General features: G+C 60.2%; 19 protein-coding genes. 8 read left to right on the forward strand and 11 right to left on the reverse strand.

All coding sequences use genetic code 11. The features are described from left to right. Window positions 1-95: 95 nt before the first annotated feature. The 4 genes from HYI44_RS04875 to dadA all read right to left on the reverse strand — a co-directional run bounded on the left by HYI44_RS04875 (window position 96) and on the right by dadA (window position 3,563). A complete protein-coding gene (locus HYI44_RS04875; protein WP_122840997.1) occupies window positions 96-644 on the reverse strand; it encodes a cupin domain-containing protein in 549 nt (182 codons plus the stop codon). 128 nt (window positions 645-772) lie between these two features. Then, complete coding sequence (gene alr, locus HYI44_RS04880; RefSeq protein ID WP_122840996.1) at window positions 773-1,846, reverse strand: alanine racemase; 1,074 nt, start codon at window positions 1,844-1,846, stop codon at window positions 773-775. A gap of 87 nt (window positions 1,847-1,933) precedes the next feature. After that, entirely contained in the window at window positions 1,934-2,287 is a 354-nt protein-coding gene (locus HYI44_RS04885) for a RidA family protein (protein WP_045059176.1), read from the reverse strand. Further along, window positions 2,259-3,563: a D-amino acid dehydrogenase gene (gene dadA, locus HYI44_RS04890; RefSeq protein WP_045059199.1), complete on the reverse strand. Its 1,305-nt coding sequence runs from the start codon at window positions 3,561-3,563 to the stop codon at window positions 2,259-2,261. The genes HYI44_RS04885 and dadA overlap by 29 nt, the downstream gene beginning before the upstream one ends. 157 nt (window positions 3,564-3,720) lie before the next feature. Here dadA and HYI44_RS04895 point away from each other — a divergent pair, with 157 nt between their 5' ends. Continuing rightward, window positions 3,721-4,209, forward strand: coding sequence for an Lrp/AsnC ligand binding domain-containing protein (locus HYI44_RS04895; protein WP_010465173.1), 489 nt, complete (start codon window positions 3,721-3,723; stop codon window positions 4,207-4,209). 18 nt (window positions 4,210-4,227) lie between these two features. Here HYI44_RS04895 and HYI44_RS04900 read toward each other — a convergent pair whose 3' ends face one another. Continuing rightward, window positions 4,228-4,581 carry a YkgJ family cysteine cluster protein gene (locus HYI44_RS04900; RefSeq protein ID WP_045059177.1) on the reverse strand — a complete coding sequence of 118 codons (354 nt, stop codon included), beginning with the start codon at window positions 4,579-4,581 and terminating at the stop codon, window positions 4,228-4,230. A gap of 149 nt (window positions 4,582-4,730) precedes the next feature. On the opposite strand from HYI44_RS04900, the gene HYI44_RS04905 reads away from it, so the two are divergent. After that, entirely contained in the window at window positions 4,731-6,044 is a 1,314-nt protein-coding gene (locus HYI44_RS04905; protein WP_225568890.1) for an NAD(P)/FAD-dependent oxidoreductase, read from the forward strand. Window positions 6,045-6,180: 136 nt separating this feature from the next. On the opposite strand, the gene HYI44_RS04910 is transcribed toward HYI44_RS04905, so the two are convergent. Continuing rightward, window positions 6,181-6,426, reverse strand: coding sequence for a DUF1127 domain-containing protein (locus HYI44_RS04910; protein ID WP_122840994.1), 246 nt, complete (start codon window positions 6,424-6,426; stop codon window positions 6,181-6,183). Between the two features lie 178 nt (window positions 6,427-6,604). On the opposite strand from HYI44_RS04910, the gene HYI44_RS04915 reads away from it, so the two are divergent. Continuing rightward, entirely contained in the window at window positions 6,605-8,038 is a 1,434-nt protein-coding gene (locus tag HYI44_RS04915) for a PLP-dependent aminotransferase family protein (RefSeq protein ID WP_225568891.1), read from the forward strand. A gap of 60 nt (window positions 8,039-8,098) precedes the next feature. Continuing rightward, window positions 8,099-9,667, forward strand: a complete 1,569-nt coding sequence (locus HYI44_RS04920; RefSeq protein WP_225568892.1) for a phospholipase D family protein — start codon at window positions 8,099-8,101, stop codon at window positions 9,665-9,667. Between the two features lie 101 nt (window positions 9,668-9,768). Here the strand turns inward: HYI44_RS04920 and HYI44_RS04925 are convergent, their stop codons facing one another. Continuing rightward, window positions 9,769-10,911, reverse strand: a complete 1,143-nt coding sequence (locus HYI44_RS04925; protein WP_122840991.1) for an MFS transporter — start codon at window positions 10,909-10,911, stop codon at window positions 9,769-9,771. Between the two features lie 186 nt (window positions 10,912-11,097). Beyond that, complete coding sequence (locus HYI44_RS04930) at window positions 11,098-12,591, reverse strand: aldehyde dehydrogenase (RefSeq protein WP_045059183.1); 1,494 nt, start codon at window positions 12,589-12,591, stop codon at window positions 11,098-11,100. 228 nt (window positions 12,592-12,819) lie between these two features. Here HYI44_RS04930 and HYI44_RS04935 point away from each other — a divergent pair, with 228 nt between their 5' ends. Then, window positions 12,820-13,182 carry a cupin domain-containing protein gene (locus tag HYI44_RS04935; protein WP_045059184.1) on the forward strand — a complete coding sequence of 121 codons (363 nt, stop codon included), beginning with the start codon at window positions 12,820-12,822 and terminating at the stop codon, window positions 13,180-13,182. 83 nt (window positions 13,183-13,265) lie between these two features. On the opposite strand, the gene rpmG is transcribed toward HYI44_RS04935, so the two are convergent. Continuing rightward, window positions 13,266-13,421 carry a 50S ribosomal protein L33 gene (gene rpmG / locus HYI44_RS04940; RefSeq protein WP_007894709.1) on the reverse strand — a complete coding sequence of 52 codons (156 nt, stop codon included), beginning with the start codon at window positions 13,419-13,421 and terminating at the stop codon, window positions 13,266-13,268. An 11-nt stretch (window positions 13,422-13,432) separates the two neighbouring features. Next, window positions 13,433-13,666 carry a 50S ribosomal protein L28 gene (rpmB, locus tag HYI44_RS04945; protein WP_003176907.1) on the reverse strand — a complete coding sequence of 78 codons (234 nt, stop codon included), beginning with the start codon at window positions 13,664-13,666 and terminating at the stop codon, window positions 13,433-13,435. Between the two features lie 446 nt (window positions 13,667-14,112). Between rpmB and HYI44_RS04950 the strand changes: the two genes are divergently transcribed. Next, window positions 14,113-15,699 carry an ABC transporter substrate-binding protein gene (locus HYI44_RS04950; protein WP_122840990.1) on the forward strand — a complete coding sequence of 529 codons (1,587 nt, stop codon included), beginning with the start codon at window positions 14,113-14,115 and terminating at the stop codon, window positions 15,697-15,699. A gap of 120 nt (window positions 15,700-15,819) precedes the next feature. Here the strand turns inward: HYI44_RS04950 and radC are convergent, their stop codons facing one another. Beyond that, a complete protein-coding gene (gene radC / locus HYI44_RS04955; protein ID WP_122840989.1) occupies window positions 15,820-16,494 on the reverse strand; it encodes a RadC family protein in 675 nt (224 codons plus the stop codon). A 135-nt stretch (window positions 16,495-16,629) separates the two neighbouring features. Between radC and coaBC the strand changes: the two genes are divergently transcribed. Further along, a complete protein-coding gene (gene coaBC, locus HYI44_RS04960) occupies window positions 16,630-17,838 on the forward strand; it encodes a bifunctional phosphopantothenoylcysteine decarboxylase/phosphopantothenate--cysteine ligase CoaBC (RefSeq protein ID WP_122840988.1) in 1,209 nt (402 codons plus the stop codon). 5 nt (window positions 17,839-17,843) lie between these two features. After that, entirely contained in the window at window positions 17,844-18,299 is a 456-nt protein-coding gene (dut, locus tag HYI44_RS04965) for a dUTP diphosphatase (protein ID WP_225568893.1), read from the forward strand. Window positions 18,300-18,481 lie beyond the last annotated feature (182 nt).

The raw sequence follows: 18,481 nt of genomic DNA on the forward strand, positions 1-18,481 counted from the left end.
GCCACACTGAAACAACCCCAAAGTCGAAGGGGTCTTGTTCCATGGCGTTAAAACGCTTCGGGCGCCTCGGCGGTACTGGCAGGACGCCTCTTGCGTCAGAAATTCGCCGGTGTCGCTGCGCTGATTAGTCGCGCCGGCGCATCGAACGGATTACGGAAACGGTGCGGCTTGGTACTTTCAAAGTAGTAGCTATCGCCCGCTTCGAGCACAAATGTTTCAAGCCCGACCACCAATTCCAGTCGACCCTCAAGCACAATCCCGGTCTCCTCACCTTCATGGGTGAGCATCTCGTCACCGGTGTCGGCGCCCGGCGGGTAGATTTCGTTGAGGAACGCAATGGCGCGACTCGGATGAGCCCGGCCGACCAGCTTCATGGTCACTGCACCATCGGAGATATCGATCAGCTCATTGGCTTTGTAGACGATCTGGGTCGGTTTTTCCTGCAGGATTTCTTCGGAAAAGAACTCGACCATGGACATGGGAATACCGCCCAACACCTTGCGCAACGAACTGATCGAGGGGCTGACGCTGTTCTTCTCGATCATCGAGATGGTGCTGTTGGTAACACCCGCGCGCTTGGCGAGCTCACGCTGGGAAAGCCCCTTGAGCTTACGGATGGATTGCAGTCGTTCACCGACGTCCAATGCAGGAGCCTCCAGGAATTCAGGTTGTTGGAATATTGAGCGTTATCATGGCGACAGCGTTCAGTATTTACAACACTTGGACCTGAATCCTGTTGGGCGAGGCGATATTGTGCACACCGTGCCTTGCGTCAAACCCCGGAATAGAGCTTTGGCACCCGACGCAAATTGCAGAATATCTGGTAAGGAATCGTGTCAGCGGCCGCTGCGACTTCGCTGGCAAGGACGTTCCTGCCCCACAGTTCGACGGTTGAGCCGAGGCCAGCCTGTGGCACGTCGGTCAGGTCGATGCACAACATGTCCATCGACACCCGGCCAATCAACTGGCTGCGCTGCCCGGCGACCATGACCGGCGTGCCGGTGGGTGCCTGGCGCGGATAACCATCGGCGTAACCCATGGCTACCACGCCAACGCGCATCGGCCTCGGGGTGACAAAACGGGCGCCATAGCCAATCGGCTCGCCGGCCGGAAGCTCACGCACACAGATGACTTTCGACTCGAGGGTCATCACCGGTTGCAGGCGCGAGGCCACCGTGTTGGCTTCTTCGAACGGCGTCGCGCCGTACAGCATGATGCCTGGGCGTACCCAGTCGCTGGGAACCTGCGGCCAGCCCATCACCGCTGGGGAATTGCGCAGGCTGATTTGCGCCGACAACCCCTGGCGGGCCGCCTCAAACACCGCGACTTGTTCAGCACTGGATTGATCATGCAACTCGTCAGCACGGGCGAAGTGGCTCATCAGCACAATCTTCGCGACCTTGCCGCTGGCGAGCAGCCGCTGATACGCCGCCTGGTAGTCCGCCGGATGCAGGCCGACCCGGTGCATGCCCGAGTCAAGCTTGAGCCATACCGTGATCGGCTTACTTACAGAGGCTTTTTCGATGGCTTCGAGTTGCCACAGCGAATGCACAACACACCAGAAATCGTGCTCGACGATCAGCGACAGCTCATCGGCTTCGAAAAAGCCTTCGAGCAACAAGACCGGCGCGCGAATGCCTGCAGCCCGCAATTCCAGAGCTTCTTCGATGCAGGCCACGGCAAACCCGTCCGCCTCGGCTTCAAGGGCCTGGGCACACCGTACCGCGCCATGACCGTAGGCATCGGCCTTGATCACTGCGAGGGCTTTGGCCCCCGTGACTTCACGGGCCAGTTGGTAGTTGTGGCGCAGGGCTTGAAGGTCGATCAGGGCACGGGCAGGACGCATGGCGGCAGACTTCTGGTCGGTCAGTGGACGAAAAACCGGCGCGGCTGGTGGCGTACACCGCCAGTCGCACCGGGAGAGGGATCTTGCTTAAGGCAGAGCGGCCACCACCGACAGCTCAACCAGGATTTGCGGTTCGCACAGCTTCGACTCGACCGTGGCACGGGCTGGGGCGACGCCCTTTGGCAGCCACTTGTCCCACACCGAGTTCATGCCGGCGAAATGCGCGTCGATGTCTTTCAGGTAAATCGTGACCGACAACAGGCGGCTCTTGTCGGTCCCCGCCAGATCGAGCAAACGCTCGATATTGGCCAGTGTTTCGCGGGTCTGCTGTTCAATCCCGGCACTCATATCATCGCCGACTTGCCCTGACAGGTACACGGTACCGCTATGGACGACGATCTGGCTCATGCGCTCATTGGTGAGCTGGCGCTGGATTGACATGTTTTGCGGACTCCTGAATTTTGTGGCCATAACGAGAAATATCGAGGCCTTCGGCACTGATCTGCGGCGTTTTTTTCGCCATCAGATCGGCCAGCAAGCGACCGGAACCGCACGCCATGGTCCAACCCAGGGTGCCGTGACCGGTGTTCAAAAACAGATTGCTGAACGGGGTAGCGCCCACGATCGGCGTACCGTCCGGGGTAGTCGGACGCAAGCCGGTCCAGAAACTTGCCTGGGCCAGATCGCCGCCCTGAGGATAGAGGTCGTTGACAATCATCTCCAGGGTTTCACGCCGACGCGGGTTAAGCGACAGGTCAAAACCGGCAATCTCCGCCATGCCGCCGACCCGGATGCGGTTGTCGAAACGGGTGATCGCGACCTTGTAGGTCTCGTCGAGAATGGTCGAGGTCGGCGCCATGGCCGGGTTGGTGATCGGCACGGTCAGGGAGTAACCCTTGAGCGGATACACCGGGGCCTTGATGCCCAGCGGCTTGAGCAGCTGCGGCGAGTAGCTGCCGAGCGCAAGTACGTAGCGGTCAGCGGTTTCCAGCTTGCCGTCGATCCACACGCCATTGACGCGGTCGCCGGCGTAGTCGAGCTTTTGGATGTCCTGACCAAAGCGGAATTCAACGCCCAATTTCACGGCCATTTCGGCCAGGCGGGTGGTGAACATCTGGCAGTCGCCCGTCTGGTCGTTCGGCAGGCGCAAGGCACCGGCGAGGATATCGGTAACGCTGGCCAGGGCCGGTTCGACCCGGGCGATGCCAGCGCGATCGAGCAATTCGAACGGTACGCCGGACTCTTTGAGGACGGCGATGTCTTTTGCCGCGCCATCCAGTTGCGCCTGGGTACGGAACAGTTGAGTCGTGCCGAGGCTGCGACCTTCGTAGGCAATGCCTGTTTCGGCGCGCAATTCGTCGAGACAGTCACGGCTGTACTCGGAAAGGCGGACCATGCGCTCCTTGTTCACCGCATAACGGCTGGCGGTGCAGTTGCGCAGCATTTGCGCCATCCACAAGTACTGGTCGATGTCGGCGGTGGCCTTGATCGCCAACGGGGCGTGGCGTTGCAGCAGCCACTTGATCGCCTTGAGCGGTACACCCGGTGCCGCCCACGGCGAGGCATAACCCGGCGACACCTGGCCGGCGTTGGCGAAACTGGTCTCCATGGCAGCGGCCGGCTGACGATCCACGACCACCACTTCAAACCCGGCTCGAGCCAGATAATAAGCACTGGCGGTACCGATGACGCCGCTACCCAAGACCATAACGCGCATTTTCATATCCCTCATCGCGGCACGCCGCTGACGTTTGTTGTGTTCGAGCAATGATGTGCGCAGTGTAAAAAAGATTAGGCAGTGCTTTTCACTATATAAGTGCCTATATTTGGCGACAATTCTCGGCAAAAACCCTTTTCACGGAGGCGCATCCCCTATGCGTACCAACACTCAGACCAAACGTGAGCTGGACAAGATCGACCGCAACATCCTGCGGATCCTCCAAGCGGACGGGCGCATCTCGTTTACCGAGCTGGGGGAGAAGGTCGGGCTCTCGACTACGCCCTGCACCGAGCGTGTCCGGCGCCTGGAGCGCGAAGGGATCATCATGGGCTATAACGCCCGCCTGAATCCGCAGCACCTCAAGGGGAGCCTGCTGGTGTTCGTCGAGATCAGCCTGGACTACAAATCCGGAGATACATTCGAGGAGTTTCGCCGTGCCGTGCTGAAACTGCCGCACGTGCTGGAGTGCCACCTGGTGTCAGGAGATTTCGACTATCTGGTGAAGGCGCGGATTTCCGAGATGGCTTCGTACCGCAAACTGCTGGGAGACATCCTGCTCAAGCTGCCGCATGTGCGCGAGTCCAAGAGCTACATCGTGATGGAAGAGGTGAAGGAGAGCCTGTGTTTGCCGATTCCGGATTGATCTTTTGACTTTCGACGTTTAAACCAGCACCTGTCGGGTCGACGCCATGTACTCATGAATCTGCTTCTCCACCCGTGGATGAATCAACTCCACAGGCCCACGCCCATTGGGGCACGGCAAGGTTTTGGTGGTGCCAAACAGCCGGCAGATCAGCGGCCGCTCGCCATACACCGTGCAACCATTCGGGCCCAGGTGCACACAGTTGAGCTCATCCATTGCCGCGTCCTGTTCGGCGCGGGTCTTGCGCGGCAGGCGGGACATTTCTTCCGGCGAGGTGGTCACCGGCCCACAGCAGTCATGGCAGCCGGGCACGCACTCGAACGAGGGTATCTGCTGGCGCAGGGCGCGAATTTTCTGACTGTTGCAGCTCATCGAAACAGTGACCAAAGCAGCGGAATAGAGCGCAATTGTGCAGCAAAAGCGCCCATCCAGACAGCGCGAGCCGACCAGTGTTGCCCGGCCTTGAAGGTCCGGCTTATGCTCGGTCAAATTTTCCAGACACCCGAATCAGGAACACGCACATGAATGCCCGTGCTCAGCAACCGGTCGCGAGCCACCAGCACACGCGCTCTTACTACGCCGCCAGCAGCCTGGCGCAACCTGATCATCCGATGTTGCAGGGCGACGTGTTGGCTGACGTCTGCGTGGTTGGCGGGGGCTTCTCCGGGCTGAACACGGCACTGGAATTGGCCGAGCGCGGCTTCAATGTGGTGCTGCTCGAAACCCATAAGATTGGCTGGGGAGCCAGTGGCCGCAACGGCGGGCAGCTGATTCGCGGAGTGGGCCACGGGATCGACCAGTTCGCCAACGTGATCGGCGCCGACGGCGTGCGCCAGATGAAACTCATGGGCCTGGAGGCGGTGGACATCGTCCGCCAGCGGGTCGAACGCTTCCAGATTCCGTGCGACCTGACCTGGGGTTATTGCGACCTCGCCAACAAGCCCGGTGATCTGCAAGGTTTCGCCGAAGATGCCGCCGAGTTGCATGAGCTAGGTTATCGCTACGAAACCCGGCTGTTACAAGCCGAAGAAATGCACACGGTGGTGGGCTCCAATCGGTATGTGGGCGGCCTCATCGATATGGGCTCCGGGCATCTGCACCCGCTCAACCTGGCGCTCGGCGAAGCGGCTGCCGCGCAGCAATTGGGCGCCCGGTTGTTTGAGCAGTCGGCGGTGACCCGCATCGAGTATGGCCCGCAAGTCAAAGTCCACACGCTCCACGGTTCTGTCCGCGCCAAGACCCTGGTCCTGGGATGCAACGCCTACCTCAACGGTCTCAACCCTGAACTCAGCGGCAAAGTGCTGCCTGCGGGCAGCTACATCATCGCCACCGAACCCCTGAGCGAAGAGCAGGCTCATTCACTGCTGCCGCAGAACATGGCGGTGTGTGATCAACGGGTGGCGCTGGACTACTACCGGCTCTCGGCGGATCGGCGCCTGCTGTTTGGCGGCGCCTGCCATTACTCGGGGCGCGATCCAGGCGACATCGCGGCTTACATGCGACCGAAGATGCTCGAGGTCTTCCCACAGTTGGGGAGCGTGAAGATCGATTATCAATGGGGCGGCATGATTGGCATCGGTGCCAACCGCCTGCCGCAAATAGGCCGGCTCAAGGATCAGCCGAACGTGTATTACGCCCAGGCCTATTCGGGTCATGGGGTGAACGCGACCCACCTGGCGGGCAAGCTGCTCGCCGAGGCCATCAGCGGCCAGCAGGGGGGTGGGTTCGATCTGTTTGCCAAGGTGCCGCACATGACGTTCCCTGGCGGCAAGCATTTGCGTTCGCCGTTGCTGGCGTTGGGAATGTTGTGGCATCGGCTGAAAGAGTTGGTCTGATCATTTGTCTGTGTACTTTCGGCCCTCATCGCGGGCGAGCCTTGCTCCCAGAGGTTCGGCGACAATTATGTGATTGACTCCATACCTGTGGGAGCAAGGCTTGCCCGCGATGAGGCCGATGAGAACAGTGCACATCTCAGATCCGCCAAAACGGTTTGAGCCCCTCCTCCCGCGCCTGCTCCGGACTCAGCCCGATATCCCGAAGCTGCTCCGCCGAAAGTCCCAGCAACGCCTTGCGCGTGTGCAGACGATGCCAGAACAGATCCCAGCGACTCAGGCCGGACGGCGCGTTGCGCATGTTCGCCTCGCGCGTGCCGTTTTCCTGCCCTTTCGCCAGTTCCTGACTGTGTAACGTCAGCCGCACATCGCTTAAGCCGTTCATCGTGTTGACTCCTGTTTACTTGGGTAGCAAGAGGTTTGATGATGCGCGGACGAGCAAAACCGTGACAGATCCAAACTTTGGGTATTAAATCCATACAGATTGGACGAATTGGCTCTGAATTGTCGAATTTCAGCTGATCTGTACTGGTCGACCGAACAATCCATAGCGAGACTGCGCCATGACCCTCTACGTCAACCTTGCCGAATTGCTCGGCACGCGTATTGAACAGGGCTTCTATCGCCCCGGCGATAGGCTGCCTTCGGTGCGGGCGCTGAGTGTCGAGCACGGGGTGAGCCTGAGCACGGTTCAACAGGCTTATCGCGTCCTCGAGGACAGTGGCCTGGCGATGCCCAAGCCCAAGTCGGGCTACTTTGTGCCCGCCAGCCGGGAGCTTCCGGAGCTGCCAGCGGTAGGCCGGCCGGCGCAGCGGCCGGTGGATATTTCCCAGTGGGACCAAGTGCTGGAGCTGATTCGCGCAGTACCGCGCAAGGATGTGGTGCAACTGGGGCGTGGCATGCCCGACATCACCACCCCGACCATGAAACCGTTACTGCGCAACCTTGCACGCATCAGCCGGAGCCAGGACATGCCCGGCCTGTATTACGACAACATCCACGGCACACTCGAGCTGCGCGAACAGATTGCACGGCTGATGCTCGATTCCGGCTGTCAGCTAAGCGCCAGCGATCTGGTCGTCACCACTGGCTGCCATGAAGCGTTATCCACCAGTATCCGGGCGATTTGCGAGCCGGGAGACATTGTGGCGGTGGATTCGCCGAGTTTTCATGGCGCCATGCAAACCCTCAAGGGCCTGGGCATGAAGGCCCTTGAAATCCCGACTGACCCTATCACCGGGATCAGCCTGGATGCGCTGGAACTGGCATTGGAACAGTGGCCAATCAAGGTCATACAGTTGACCCCCAACTGCAATAACCCGCTGGGCTACATCATGCCGGAGTCGCGTAAACGCGCATTGCTGACGCTCGCCCAGCGCTTCGACGTGGCAATTATCGAGGACGATGTGTATGGCGAACTTTCCTACACCTACCCGCGACCGCGCACCATCAAATCCTTCGATGAAGACGGCCGCGTCCTGCTGTGCAGTTCCTTCTCCAAGACCCTGGCGCCGGGTCTGCGCATTGGCTGGGTAGCGCCCGGACGGTATCTGGAAAGGGTGCTCCACATGAAATACATCAGCACCGGTTCTACGGCGCCGCAGCCACAGATCGCCATCGCCGAATTTCTCAAGTCCGGGCATTTCGAGCCGCATCTGCGCCGCATGCGCAGCCAATACCAACGCAACCGCGACCTCATGATCGACTGGGTTACGCGCTACTTCCCTGCGGGCACTCGCGCCAGCCGGCCGCAAGGCAGTTTCATGCTGTGGGTCGAGTTGCCGGACGGCTTCGACACCCTGAAACTGAATCGCGCCTTGCACGATCAGGGCGTACAGATTGCCGTGGGCAGCATTTTCTCCGCCTCCGGCAAATACCGTAATTGCCTGCGGATGAATTACGCTGCCAAACCAACACCGCTCATCGAAGAAGCGGTGCGAAAGGTCGGCGCGGCGGCGATCAGGCTGCTGGCGGAAACTGATCACATCCACGACTGACCTTTCTGCCTAAACCAGCGTCCATATGCCGTCCCCAGCCGCCAATCGGATCGATCCTACGTGAGAGTCAGACACCCCCTGCTCGCTCTTGTGCTCCTCGCCTCGCTCCTGGGAGGCTGCGCCAGCCTGGATGTGACACGCGAACCCAGCCAGGCCCTGCCCGCGAGCGATTCGGCGTTCGGCCGGTCGATCCAGGCCCAGGCAGCACCTCATGAAGGCAGGTCAGGTTTTCGCCTGCTGTCCAACAGCAGTGAAGCGTTCATGGCGCGCGCAGAGCTGATCCGCAATGCCCAGAGCAGCCTCGACCTGCAGTACTACATCGTCCACGACGGTATCAGCACGCGAATGCTGATCGAAGAGCTGCTCAAGGCGGCAGACCGTGGTGTGCGGGTCAGAATCCTTCTCGACGACACCACCAGTGATGGTCTGGACTGGGTGATCGCGACCCTGGCGGCGCACGAGCACATTCAGATCCGCCTGTTCAACCCGCTCCACCTGGGCCGCTCCACGGGCGTGACGCGCAACATGGGCCGCCTGTTCAACCTTTCGCAACAGCACCGACGCATGCACAACAAGCTGTGGCTGGCGGACAACAGCGTGGCCATCGTCGGCGGGCGCAATCTGGGCGATGAATACTTCGACGCCGAGCCCAACCTCAATTTCACCGACATCGACATGCTCAGCGTCGGCCCGGTGGCCGAACAGCTGGGGCACAGCTTCGATCAGTACTGGAACAGCGCGCTGAGCAAACCGATCGACCAGTTCCTGTCGAGCCGGCCGACGCACAAAGACCTGCAAGACACCCGCACCCGGCTTGAGCAATCCCTGGAAGAAACCCGCAAGCAGAATCACGCGCTCTACCAGCATTTGATGACCTACAACACCGATCCGCGCATGGACATCTGGCGCCGGGAGCTGATTTGGGCCTGGAACCAGGCGCTGTGGGATGCGCCAAGCAAGGTGTTGGCAAAAGGCGAGCCAGATCCGCAGCTGCTGCTGACCACTCAGTTGGCGCCGGAATTGAACGGGGTGAGCAAGGAGCTGATCCTGATTTCGGCTTACTTCGTGCCGGGCCAGCCGGGCCTTGTATACCTGACCGGTCGGGCCGATGCGGGCGTCTCGGTGACCTTGCTCACCAACTCACTGGAAGCCACCGATGTGCCGGCGGTGCACGGCGGCTACGCGCCGTACCGCCGAGCGTTGCTTGAACACGGCGTGAAGTTGTTCGAGTTACGCCGTCAGCCGGGCGAAGGCGGCGGTAGCGGCCCACACATTTTCTCCAGCAAGTCCTACCGCGGCTCCGACTCCAGCCTGCACAGCAAGGCGATCATTTTCGATCAGCAGAAGTCGTTTATCGGATCCTTCAACTTCGACCCGCGCTCGGTGCTGTGGAATACCGAAGTCGGCGTACTGGTCGACAGCCCTGAACTCGCTGCGCATGTGCGCAAATCGGCGCTGGAGGGCATGGCGCCGGCCTTGAGTTACCAGGTGAAACTGCAGGACGATCAGATCGTCTGGGTGACCGAAGATGACGGCAAGATGCACGTGCTGACCAAAGAACCTGGCAGCTGGTGGCGTCGCTTCAATGCATGGTTCAGCACGGCCGTAGGCCTGGAGCGGATGTTGTAGAACGGCAAAAAATCGCAGCCTTCGGCAGCTCCTGCGATTGAAAATGCAATTTCCTGTAGGAGCTGCCGAAGGCTCGGGCCGCGTTCGGACGATCTTTTGATCTAAGCCGGTTGCACGGCACCAAACGCCCCCTGCCGCGACAGCAGAATCACCAACCCGAACGCTCCTGCTGCCATCAACAGCGGCAACGCATGACCACTGATCCACTGGCTGCCGGCCCCGGCAACCAGTGGCCCGACCAGACAGCCGATCCCCCACAACTGGGCAATATGCGCATTGGCGCGCACCAGCGCATCGTCCCGATAGCGCTCGCCAATGAGGATCAGCGACAAGGTGAACAAGCCGCCCGCGCTCGCGCCAAACAGCACCCACAATGGCCAGATCAGCAGGGTGTCGATCAGGAACGGAATCGCCAGGCTCGACACCAGCAGGATCACCGCACACCCGGTAAACAGCGTGCGCCTGGACAACCGATCCGCCAGTGCACCGATCGGCAACTGCAGCAGTGCATCCCCCACCACCACCGTACTGACCATCGCCAGGGCGATTTCCGTGGTGAAGCCCTGACGCAGGCAATAAACCGGTAGCAAGGTCAAAATCATCGCTTCAAACGCTGCAAACAGCGACACCGCCCAGGCGATCGCCGGCAAACCGCGGCAAAAACCCAACAAGTCCCTGAAAGTCACACTGCACGCTTCGCTGCTGGGTGCCCCGCTGCGGCCCAGCAACAACAACGGCGCAATCATCAGCAGGGCGACCCCGACCCAGAATCCGTAATCATGATCGGTGCCTACGGCCCCCAGCAGCAACGGGCCGGCCAGCTGGCTCAACGCATAGGCGCTGCCATACAGCGCGACCAGGCGTCCGCGCCATTGCTCGATAACCAGCTGATTGATCCAGCTTTCACCGAGGATAAACACCAGGGTCAGGATCACCCCGATCATCAGCCGCAACGCCAGCCATACCGGATAACTCGGCAACAACGCCAGCAAGCCAATGGACAGCGCCCCCGCCCACAGGCAAAGACGCATCAGGTTGGCCGTGCCGAAACGCGCTGCCAAGTGACTGGAAATCTTCGCCCCCAGCAACACGCCGATCGCCGGCATTGCCGCCATCACACCGATCGCAAAAGACCCATATCCCCAGCTTTCCAGGCGAAACGACACCAGCGGCATGCTGACGCCCAGGGCCAGGCCAACACTCAAGACAGACGCCAACACGGCGAAATACGTCGCCCAACGCATGGTCCACGCTCCTGTGGATATTATTTTTAACTAACAACACAAAACACTGTGGGAGCGGGCTTGCCCGCGATGGCGCCCTGACATTCAACATGGGTTGGCTGTCAGATTGCTATCGCGGGCAAGCCCGCTCCCACAGGGGATCAGAGTCGTTCAAGAGCCCGATAGGTCATCAGGCTCCACACAGACTTACAGCTTGATCCAGGTCGCCTTCAACTCGGTGTACTTGTCGAACGCATGCAGCGATTTGTCGCGACCATTACCCGATTGCTTGAAGCCGCCGAACGGCGCGGTCATGTCGCCGCCGTCATATTGGTTGACCCAGACGCTACCGGCACGCAACGCCTTGGCGGTCAGGTGTGCCTTGGAGATGTCCGCAGTCCATACCGCTGCAGCCAGGCCGTACGGCGTGTCGTTGGCGATTTGCACCGCTTCCTCGGCGCTGTCGAAGGTGATGACCGACAGCACTGGGCCGAAGATCTCTTCCTGGGCGATTTTCATCGCATTGCTCACGCCGTCGAAAATCGTCGGTTCAACGTAAGTACCACCGGTTTCCTGAAGGATTCGCTTGCCGCCCGCCACCAGTTTGGCGCCGTCGGCATGACCGGATTCGATGTAGGACAGCACGGTGTTCATTTGCTGGGTATCTACCAGCGCACCGACGTTGGTCGCAGGGTCCAGCGGGTTGCCCGGCTTCCAGGTCTTCAGCGCCTCGATCACCAGCGGCAGGAACTTGTCCTTGATCGAACGCTCGACCAGCAGGCGCGAACCGGCGGTGCAAACTTCTCCCTGGTTGAAAGCGATGGCGCCAGCCGCCGACTCGGCAGCGGCTTGCAGGTCCGGGGCATCGGCGAAAACGATGTTGGGGCTCTTGCCGCCCGCTTCCAGCCATACGCGCTTCATGTTCGACTCGCCCGAGTAGATCAGCAGCTGCTTGGCAATCTTGGTCGAACCGGTGAACACCAGCGTGTCGACATCGTTGTGCAGGGCCAGCGCCTTGCCGACGGTATGACCGTAGCCCGGCAGGACGTTCAGCACGCCTTTGGGAATACCGGCCTCAACGGCCAGCGCCGCGATGCGGATGGCAGTCAGCGGCGATTTTTCGGACGGCTTGAGAATCACCGAGTTACCGGTGGACAACGCCGGGCCGAGCTTCCAGCAGGCCATCATCAGGGGGAAGTTCCACGGCACGATGGCACCGACAACGCCAACCGGCTCACGAGTGACCAGACCCAGTTGATCGTGCGGAGTGGCAGCGACTTCGTCGTAGATCTTGTCGATGGCTTCACCGCTCCAGCTCAGGGCTTGCGCCGCGCCAGGAACGTCGATGTGCAGGGAATCGCTGATCGGCTTGCCCATGTCCAGGGTTTCAAGCAGGGCCAACTCTTCGGCGTGCTGTTTAAGCAAGCCGGCAAAACGAATCATGGTGGCTTTGCGTTTGGTCGGCGCCAGGCGCGACCACACACCGGAATTGAAAGTGGCGCGAGCGTTTTCAACAGCGCGCTGGGCGTCGGCGGCGTCACAGCTGGCGATCTTGCCCAGCAGGCGGCCATCTACCGGGCTGATGCACTCGAAGGTCTCGGCAGAGACCGCATCGGTGTATTCACCATTGATGTAGGCACGGCCTTCGATCTTCAGATCGCGAGCCCGTTGTTCCCAATCGGCACGAGTCAGGGTGGTCATACGAGTGTCCTCCTCTTGTTGAATACGAGCGCCCTGCGTTCTTCGCGGACGTTCTCAGGAATTCCGCCCGGCCATCCCGCATGTTCGGCCCAAGGCAACCGCCACCCTAAACCAGCGGCAGGTGAAGTTTCAATATATTTGACATAAGGCCGGCAAACGGCCTTGCGATGTTCATTTTAATAAACATAGACTTCGGGCTTTCCAACGCAATCACTGGGGATTACAACAATGAACATCCAGGACATCGCCGATTTCAGCCAGGCCGACATCCAGCCCGATCGCTATCGGCCGGACGACGCCAGAATCCTCAAGGGCGATCCCGAGCAAGCCGTGTACAACCACTACAACAGCCCTTGCGGCCAGCTGAGTGCAGGTGTGTGGGAGGGTGCAGTTGGCCAGTGGCTGGTGAATTTCACCGAACACGAGTACTGCGAAATCGTTCAAGGCGTTTCAGTGCTGCGCGACAATGACGGCAACAGCAAAACCGTGCGTGCGGGAGATCGTTTTGTCATCCCGGCAGGCTTCAAAGGCACCTGGGAGGTGCTGGAGCCGTGCCGCAAGATCTACGTAGCGTTCGAACAGAAGGCCTGAGGATTCAGGCTGCCTATGGTAAGGCAACAAAAAAGGCCCGTATCTCGCGATAGGGGCCTTTTTCGTAAGAGAGAGAAAATCAATTACTTGATTTTGCCTTCTTTGTAGATCACGTGCTTGCGAACAACCGGATCAAATTTCTTGATCTCGATTTTGTCCGGAGTAGTACGCTTGTTCTTGTCGGTAGTGTAGAAGTGACCAGTACCGGCGCTCGAAATCAAACGAATCAATTCACGCATGATTAGCTCCCTTAGATCTTGCCAGCGGCGCGGATTTCGGCCAGCACGACAGTGATGCCACGCTTGTCGATGATGCGCATGCCTTTGGCAGATACGCGCAGACGCACGAAACGTTTCTCTTCTTCAACCCAGAAGCGGTGATGCTGCAGGTTCGGCAGGAAACGACGACGGGTTTTGTTATTTGCGTGGGAAATGTTATTCCCAGTCACCGGACCCTTACCGGTAACTTGACAGACTCTCGACATGCCTCAGCCCTCTAAAACCACATGCCCAACCCGGCATGGGTTGGCCGCTTAATCTCTCAGTCATTTGGCGCCAGGCGCCGCGTTTCTTTAAGGGTCTTACCGGCTACACCTACAAGTGAAGGAACCGGGCCCCTAGAAAAGAGCGCTGCTTTATACCAGAAAGACCGCAGAGCAACAACATTCCGTGTGCCTTGAGCCGATAAAAACCGTGTTTTTCAGGCTTTGAGCGCCTTGGATAAAGGCTGTGGCGGATATTGACCGCTCGTCGCAGAGAATCAGCCGACGGCCCGTTTCGCGGTTTCACAGATCGCCGCACACGGAAATCAGTCGCACATAGTCTCCCTAAAATGAAAATGGGGATAGTCATTTGCAAAGGAGCCATCTAGGGTAAGCCTTTTCCAGACTGCACTTGCAGATGGGCCTTCGATCTGTAAAGGAAACCGACCATGCGCCTCGCTGCCCTACCGTTGTTGCTCGCCCCTCTCCTGCTGGCCCCGCACGCCATGGCTGCGGCCCTGAGCGTCTGCACCGAGGCCAGCCCTGAAGGGTTCGACGTGGTGCAATACAACTCGCTGACCACCACCAATGCATCAGCCGATGTGCTGATGAATCGCCTGGTGGACTTCGATACGGCCAGCGGCAAAGTGGTTGCGGGCCTTGCCGACAGCTGGGAAGTTTCTGCGGACGGCCTGAGCTACGTGTTCAAATTACATCCTCAGGTGAAATTCCACCGCACCGACTATTTCACGCCCACCCGGGAGCTGACTGCCGAAGATGTGAAGTTCAGTTTCGATCGCATGCTGGACCCGGCAAACCCTTGGCACAAAGTGGCGCAGAGCGGCTTCCCGCATGCACAGTCGATGCAACTGCCGGCGCTGATCAAGAAGATCGATGCGCTGGACCCGCTTACAGTGCGCTTCACCCTCGACCACCCGGATTCGACCTTCCTGCCGACCCTGAGCATGGGCTTCGCTTCGATCTATTCCGCCGAGTACGCGGACAAGCTGATGAAAGCCGGCACGCCGGAGAAGCTCAACAGTCAGCCCATCGGCAGCGGCCCGTTCGTCTTCACGCGCTTTCAGAAAGACGCCTCCATTCGCTACAAGGCCAACCCGGATTACTTCCGTGGCAAGCCCTCGGTTGATCCGCTGATATTTGCCATCACCCCGGACGCCAACGTTCGCCTGCAGAAGCTGCGCCGCAACGAGTGCCAGATCGCCCTGTCACCCAAACCGCTGGACGTACAGGCCGCGCTGAAAGAGCCGACCCTTAAAGTGGAAAAGACCGACGCCTTCATGACGGCATTCGTCGCCATCAACAGCCAGCATCCGCCGCTGGACAAGGTTGAAGTGCGCCAGGCGATCAACCTCGCCTTCGACAAGGCCAATTACGTCAAGGCGGTGTTCGAAGACACGGCCGAACCCGCCGCCGGGCCCTACCCGCCTAATACCTGGAGTTACGCCAAAGGCTTGCCGGGCTACGCCCACGACATTGCGAAGGCCAAGGCATTGATGGCCAAGGCCGGGCTCAAGGACGGCTTCCAGACCACCATCTGGACCCGCCCTTCCGGCAGCCTGCTGAACCCCAACCCAAGTCTCGGCGCGCAGATGCTGCAGTCGGACCTGGCGGAAATTGGCATCCAGGCCGAGATTCGCGTGATCGAATGGGGCGAGGTCATCCGACGCGCCAAGGCGGGCGAGCATGACCTGCTGTTCATGGGCTGGGCGGGTGACAACGGCGATCCGGACAACTTCCTGACACCGCAGTTTTCCTGCGCGGCGGTCAAGTCCGGCACCAACTTTGCCCGCTACTGCAACCAGGACCTGGACAAGCTGATCAGCGCCGGCAAGACCACGTCCGAGCAGGGTGTGCGCACCAAGCTGTATGAACAGGCCCAGGCGCAAATCCAGCAACAGGCTCTCTGGCTGCCACTGGCGCACCCCACCGCCTTTGCCTTGCTGCGCAAAAACGTCGAGGGGTATTCGGTGAGCCCGTTTGGTCGCCAGGATTATTCGAAGGTAAGCGTGAAGTAACCGCACCACCGCACACCCCGTGGGAGCAGGCTTGCCAGTGATGGCGGTGGATCAGGCATGAATTCGCTGACTGAACTGACGCTATCGCTGGCAAGCCAGCTCCCACAGGGTTTAGCGCCACTACATCCAGCCGTACTCGGCCATCGACAACGGATCCCCATCGCCCACGATGAAATGATCGAGTATCCGCACATCAATCAGCTGCAGGGCCTCCTGCAGCCGCCTGGTCAGCTGGCGGTCCGCCTGGCTGGGGGCGGCGTTGCCCGAGGGATGGTTGTGGCACAGGATGAGCGCAGCGGCGTTGTTGGCCAGTGCGCGCTTGACCACCTCCCGGGGATGGACGGCGGTACTGTCGATGGAGCCGCGAAACAACGCTTCGAAGGTCAGCACCTGGTGCCGCGAGTCCAAAAACAGACAACCGAACACTTCCTGTTGCTCGTGGCGCAGCATCGATTTCAGATAATCGCGAACGGCCTGGGGGTTTTCCAGCGCCGAACGCACACGCAACCGTTCCGCCAGATGCCGCCGGTTCATTTCCTGCACCGCCTGCAGTTGCGCAAATTTTGCCGGCCCCAGCCCCAATTCCGCACTGAACGCCGGCTGATCGGCCTCCAGTAACGCCCGCAGGCTGCCAAACTTGCCCAGCAGGTGACGCGCCAGGTCCACGGCGCTTTTGCCCGCTGCACCTGTTCTCAAAAATATGGCCAGCAACTCTGCATCCGAAAGGCTCGCCGAGCCCTGCTCAAGCAGCTTTTCCCGGGGTCGCTCGGCCGCCGGCCAATCACGAATACTCATAGCACCTCCCTGTCTGTGGGCGCCGCTGTTCCATAGCGGTCGCTGTGATATCTTAGCCCATCTTTTTTGCGGGCGAATTCATCCCTGGGGAGGGGGTTTCGCCATGCAGTCACCAACGAATTGAAAGGCTGACCTATGCAGCGGCTGTATCGGAAACGCATTGTTCTGGGCGTCGGCGGCGGCATCGCTGCCTACAAGAGCGCCGAGCTGGTTCGCCGACTGATCGACCAGGGCGCCGAAGTGCGCGTGGTCATGACCCGTGGTGGCAGTGAGTTCATCACACCGTTGACCATGCAGGCCCTGTCCGGCCATCCGGTGCACCTGGATCTGCTGGACCCCGCAGCCGAAGCGGCGATGGGCCACATCGAACTGGCCAAATGGGCCGACCTGGTGCTGATCGCCCCCGCCACGGCGGACCTGATCGCGCGCCTGGCCCAGGGCATTGCCGATGATTTGCTGACCACACTGGTGCTGGCCACCGACGCTGTGGTGGCCGTTGCCCCGGCCATGAACCAGGCCATGTGGCGTGACCCTGCGACCCAGAGCAACCTGCAACTTCTGGAAAGCCGCGACCTGAAAGTCTTCGGCCCCGCCTCGGGCAGCCAGGCCTGTGGCGACGTCGGCATGGGACGGATGCTCGAAGCCAACGACCTTGTACAGTGCGCGGCGGACTGCTTCCAGCGCCAGGCATTAACCGGCAAGCACGTGCTGATTACCGCTGGCCCGACTCAGGAAAACATCGACCCGGTGCGCTACATCACCAACCACAGCTCGGGCAAAATGGGCTTTGCACTGGCTGAAGCGGCCGTCGAAGCGGGGGCTCGGGTAACCCTGATCACCGGCCCGGTGCACCTGCCAACCCCTGATCGCGTGACCCGAATCGATGTGGTCAGCGCCCGCGACATGCTCGCGGCCTGTGAAGCGGCGATCCCCTGCGACCTGTTCATCGCCTCGGCAGCAGTAGCGGACTACCGACCCGAGGTAGTCGCACCACAAAAACTTAAGAAAGATCCTACGAGCGGCGACGGCTTGTTACTACAAATGGTGCGCAATCCAGACATTCTGGCCTCGATTGCCACCCGCACCGATCGACCATTCAGTGTCGGTTTCGCCGCCGAGACCGAACACCTGCTCGATTACGCCGCGCGCAAACTCAAGGACAAGAACCTCGATTTGATCGTCGCCAACGACGTTGCGAACCCGAGCATCGGCTTCAACAGCGAAGAAAACGCCTGCAGCGTGATCGATCGCGAGCTCCATGCCACACTTTTCGCCCAGACCAGCAAGAGCAAGATTGCTCGTCAGCTGATCACTTTTATCGCCGAACGTCTGAATCAGGTTTAATTTACATGCACGCTTTGCAAGCCAAGATCCTCGACCCCCGCATCGGTACCGAATTTCCGCTGCCGCAGTACGCCACACCAGGCTCCGCCGGCCTGGACCTGCGCGCCATGCTGGAACAGGACACCGTCATCAAGCCGGGCGAAACCCTGCTGATTCCTACGGGCCTGTCGGTCTATATCGGCGATCCGGGCCTCGCGGCACTGATTCTGCCGCGCTCCGGGCTGGGCCATAAGCACGGCATCGTGCTGGGCAATCTGGTCGGTCTGATCGACTCCGACTACCAGGGCCCACTGATGGTGTCCTGCTGGAACCGCGGCCAGACCGATTTCAACATGGTAGTGGGCGAACGCCTGGCCCAATTGGTTCTGGTGCCCGTGGTTCAGGCGCACTTCGAAATGGTTGAAGAATTCGTGGAAACCGAACGCGGCGCTGGCGGGTTCGGTCACTCGGGTAGCCACTGATCCGCTGAAGCCCTCCCCCGTAGGAGCTGCCGAAGGCTGCGATCTTTTGATCTTGATCTTAAACAGCAAAATCAAAAGATCGCAGCCTTCGGCAGCTCCTACAGGGGGAGGCGAAAGCCAGCTCCTTCGACACAAATTGCAGCCGTCATTGGGAAGGTTTACCACTGAATATCAAGGGATTG

Origin of the sequence: Pseudomonas sp. Y24-6, from assembly GCF_020295325.1 — a bacterium.
Classification (GTDB): domain Bacteria; phylum Pseudomonadota; class Gammaproteobacteria; order Pseudomonadales; family Pseudomonadaceae; genus Aquipseudomonas; species Aquipseudomonas gregormendelii.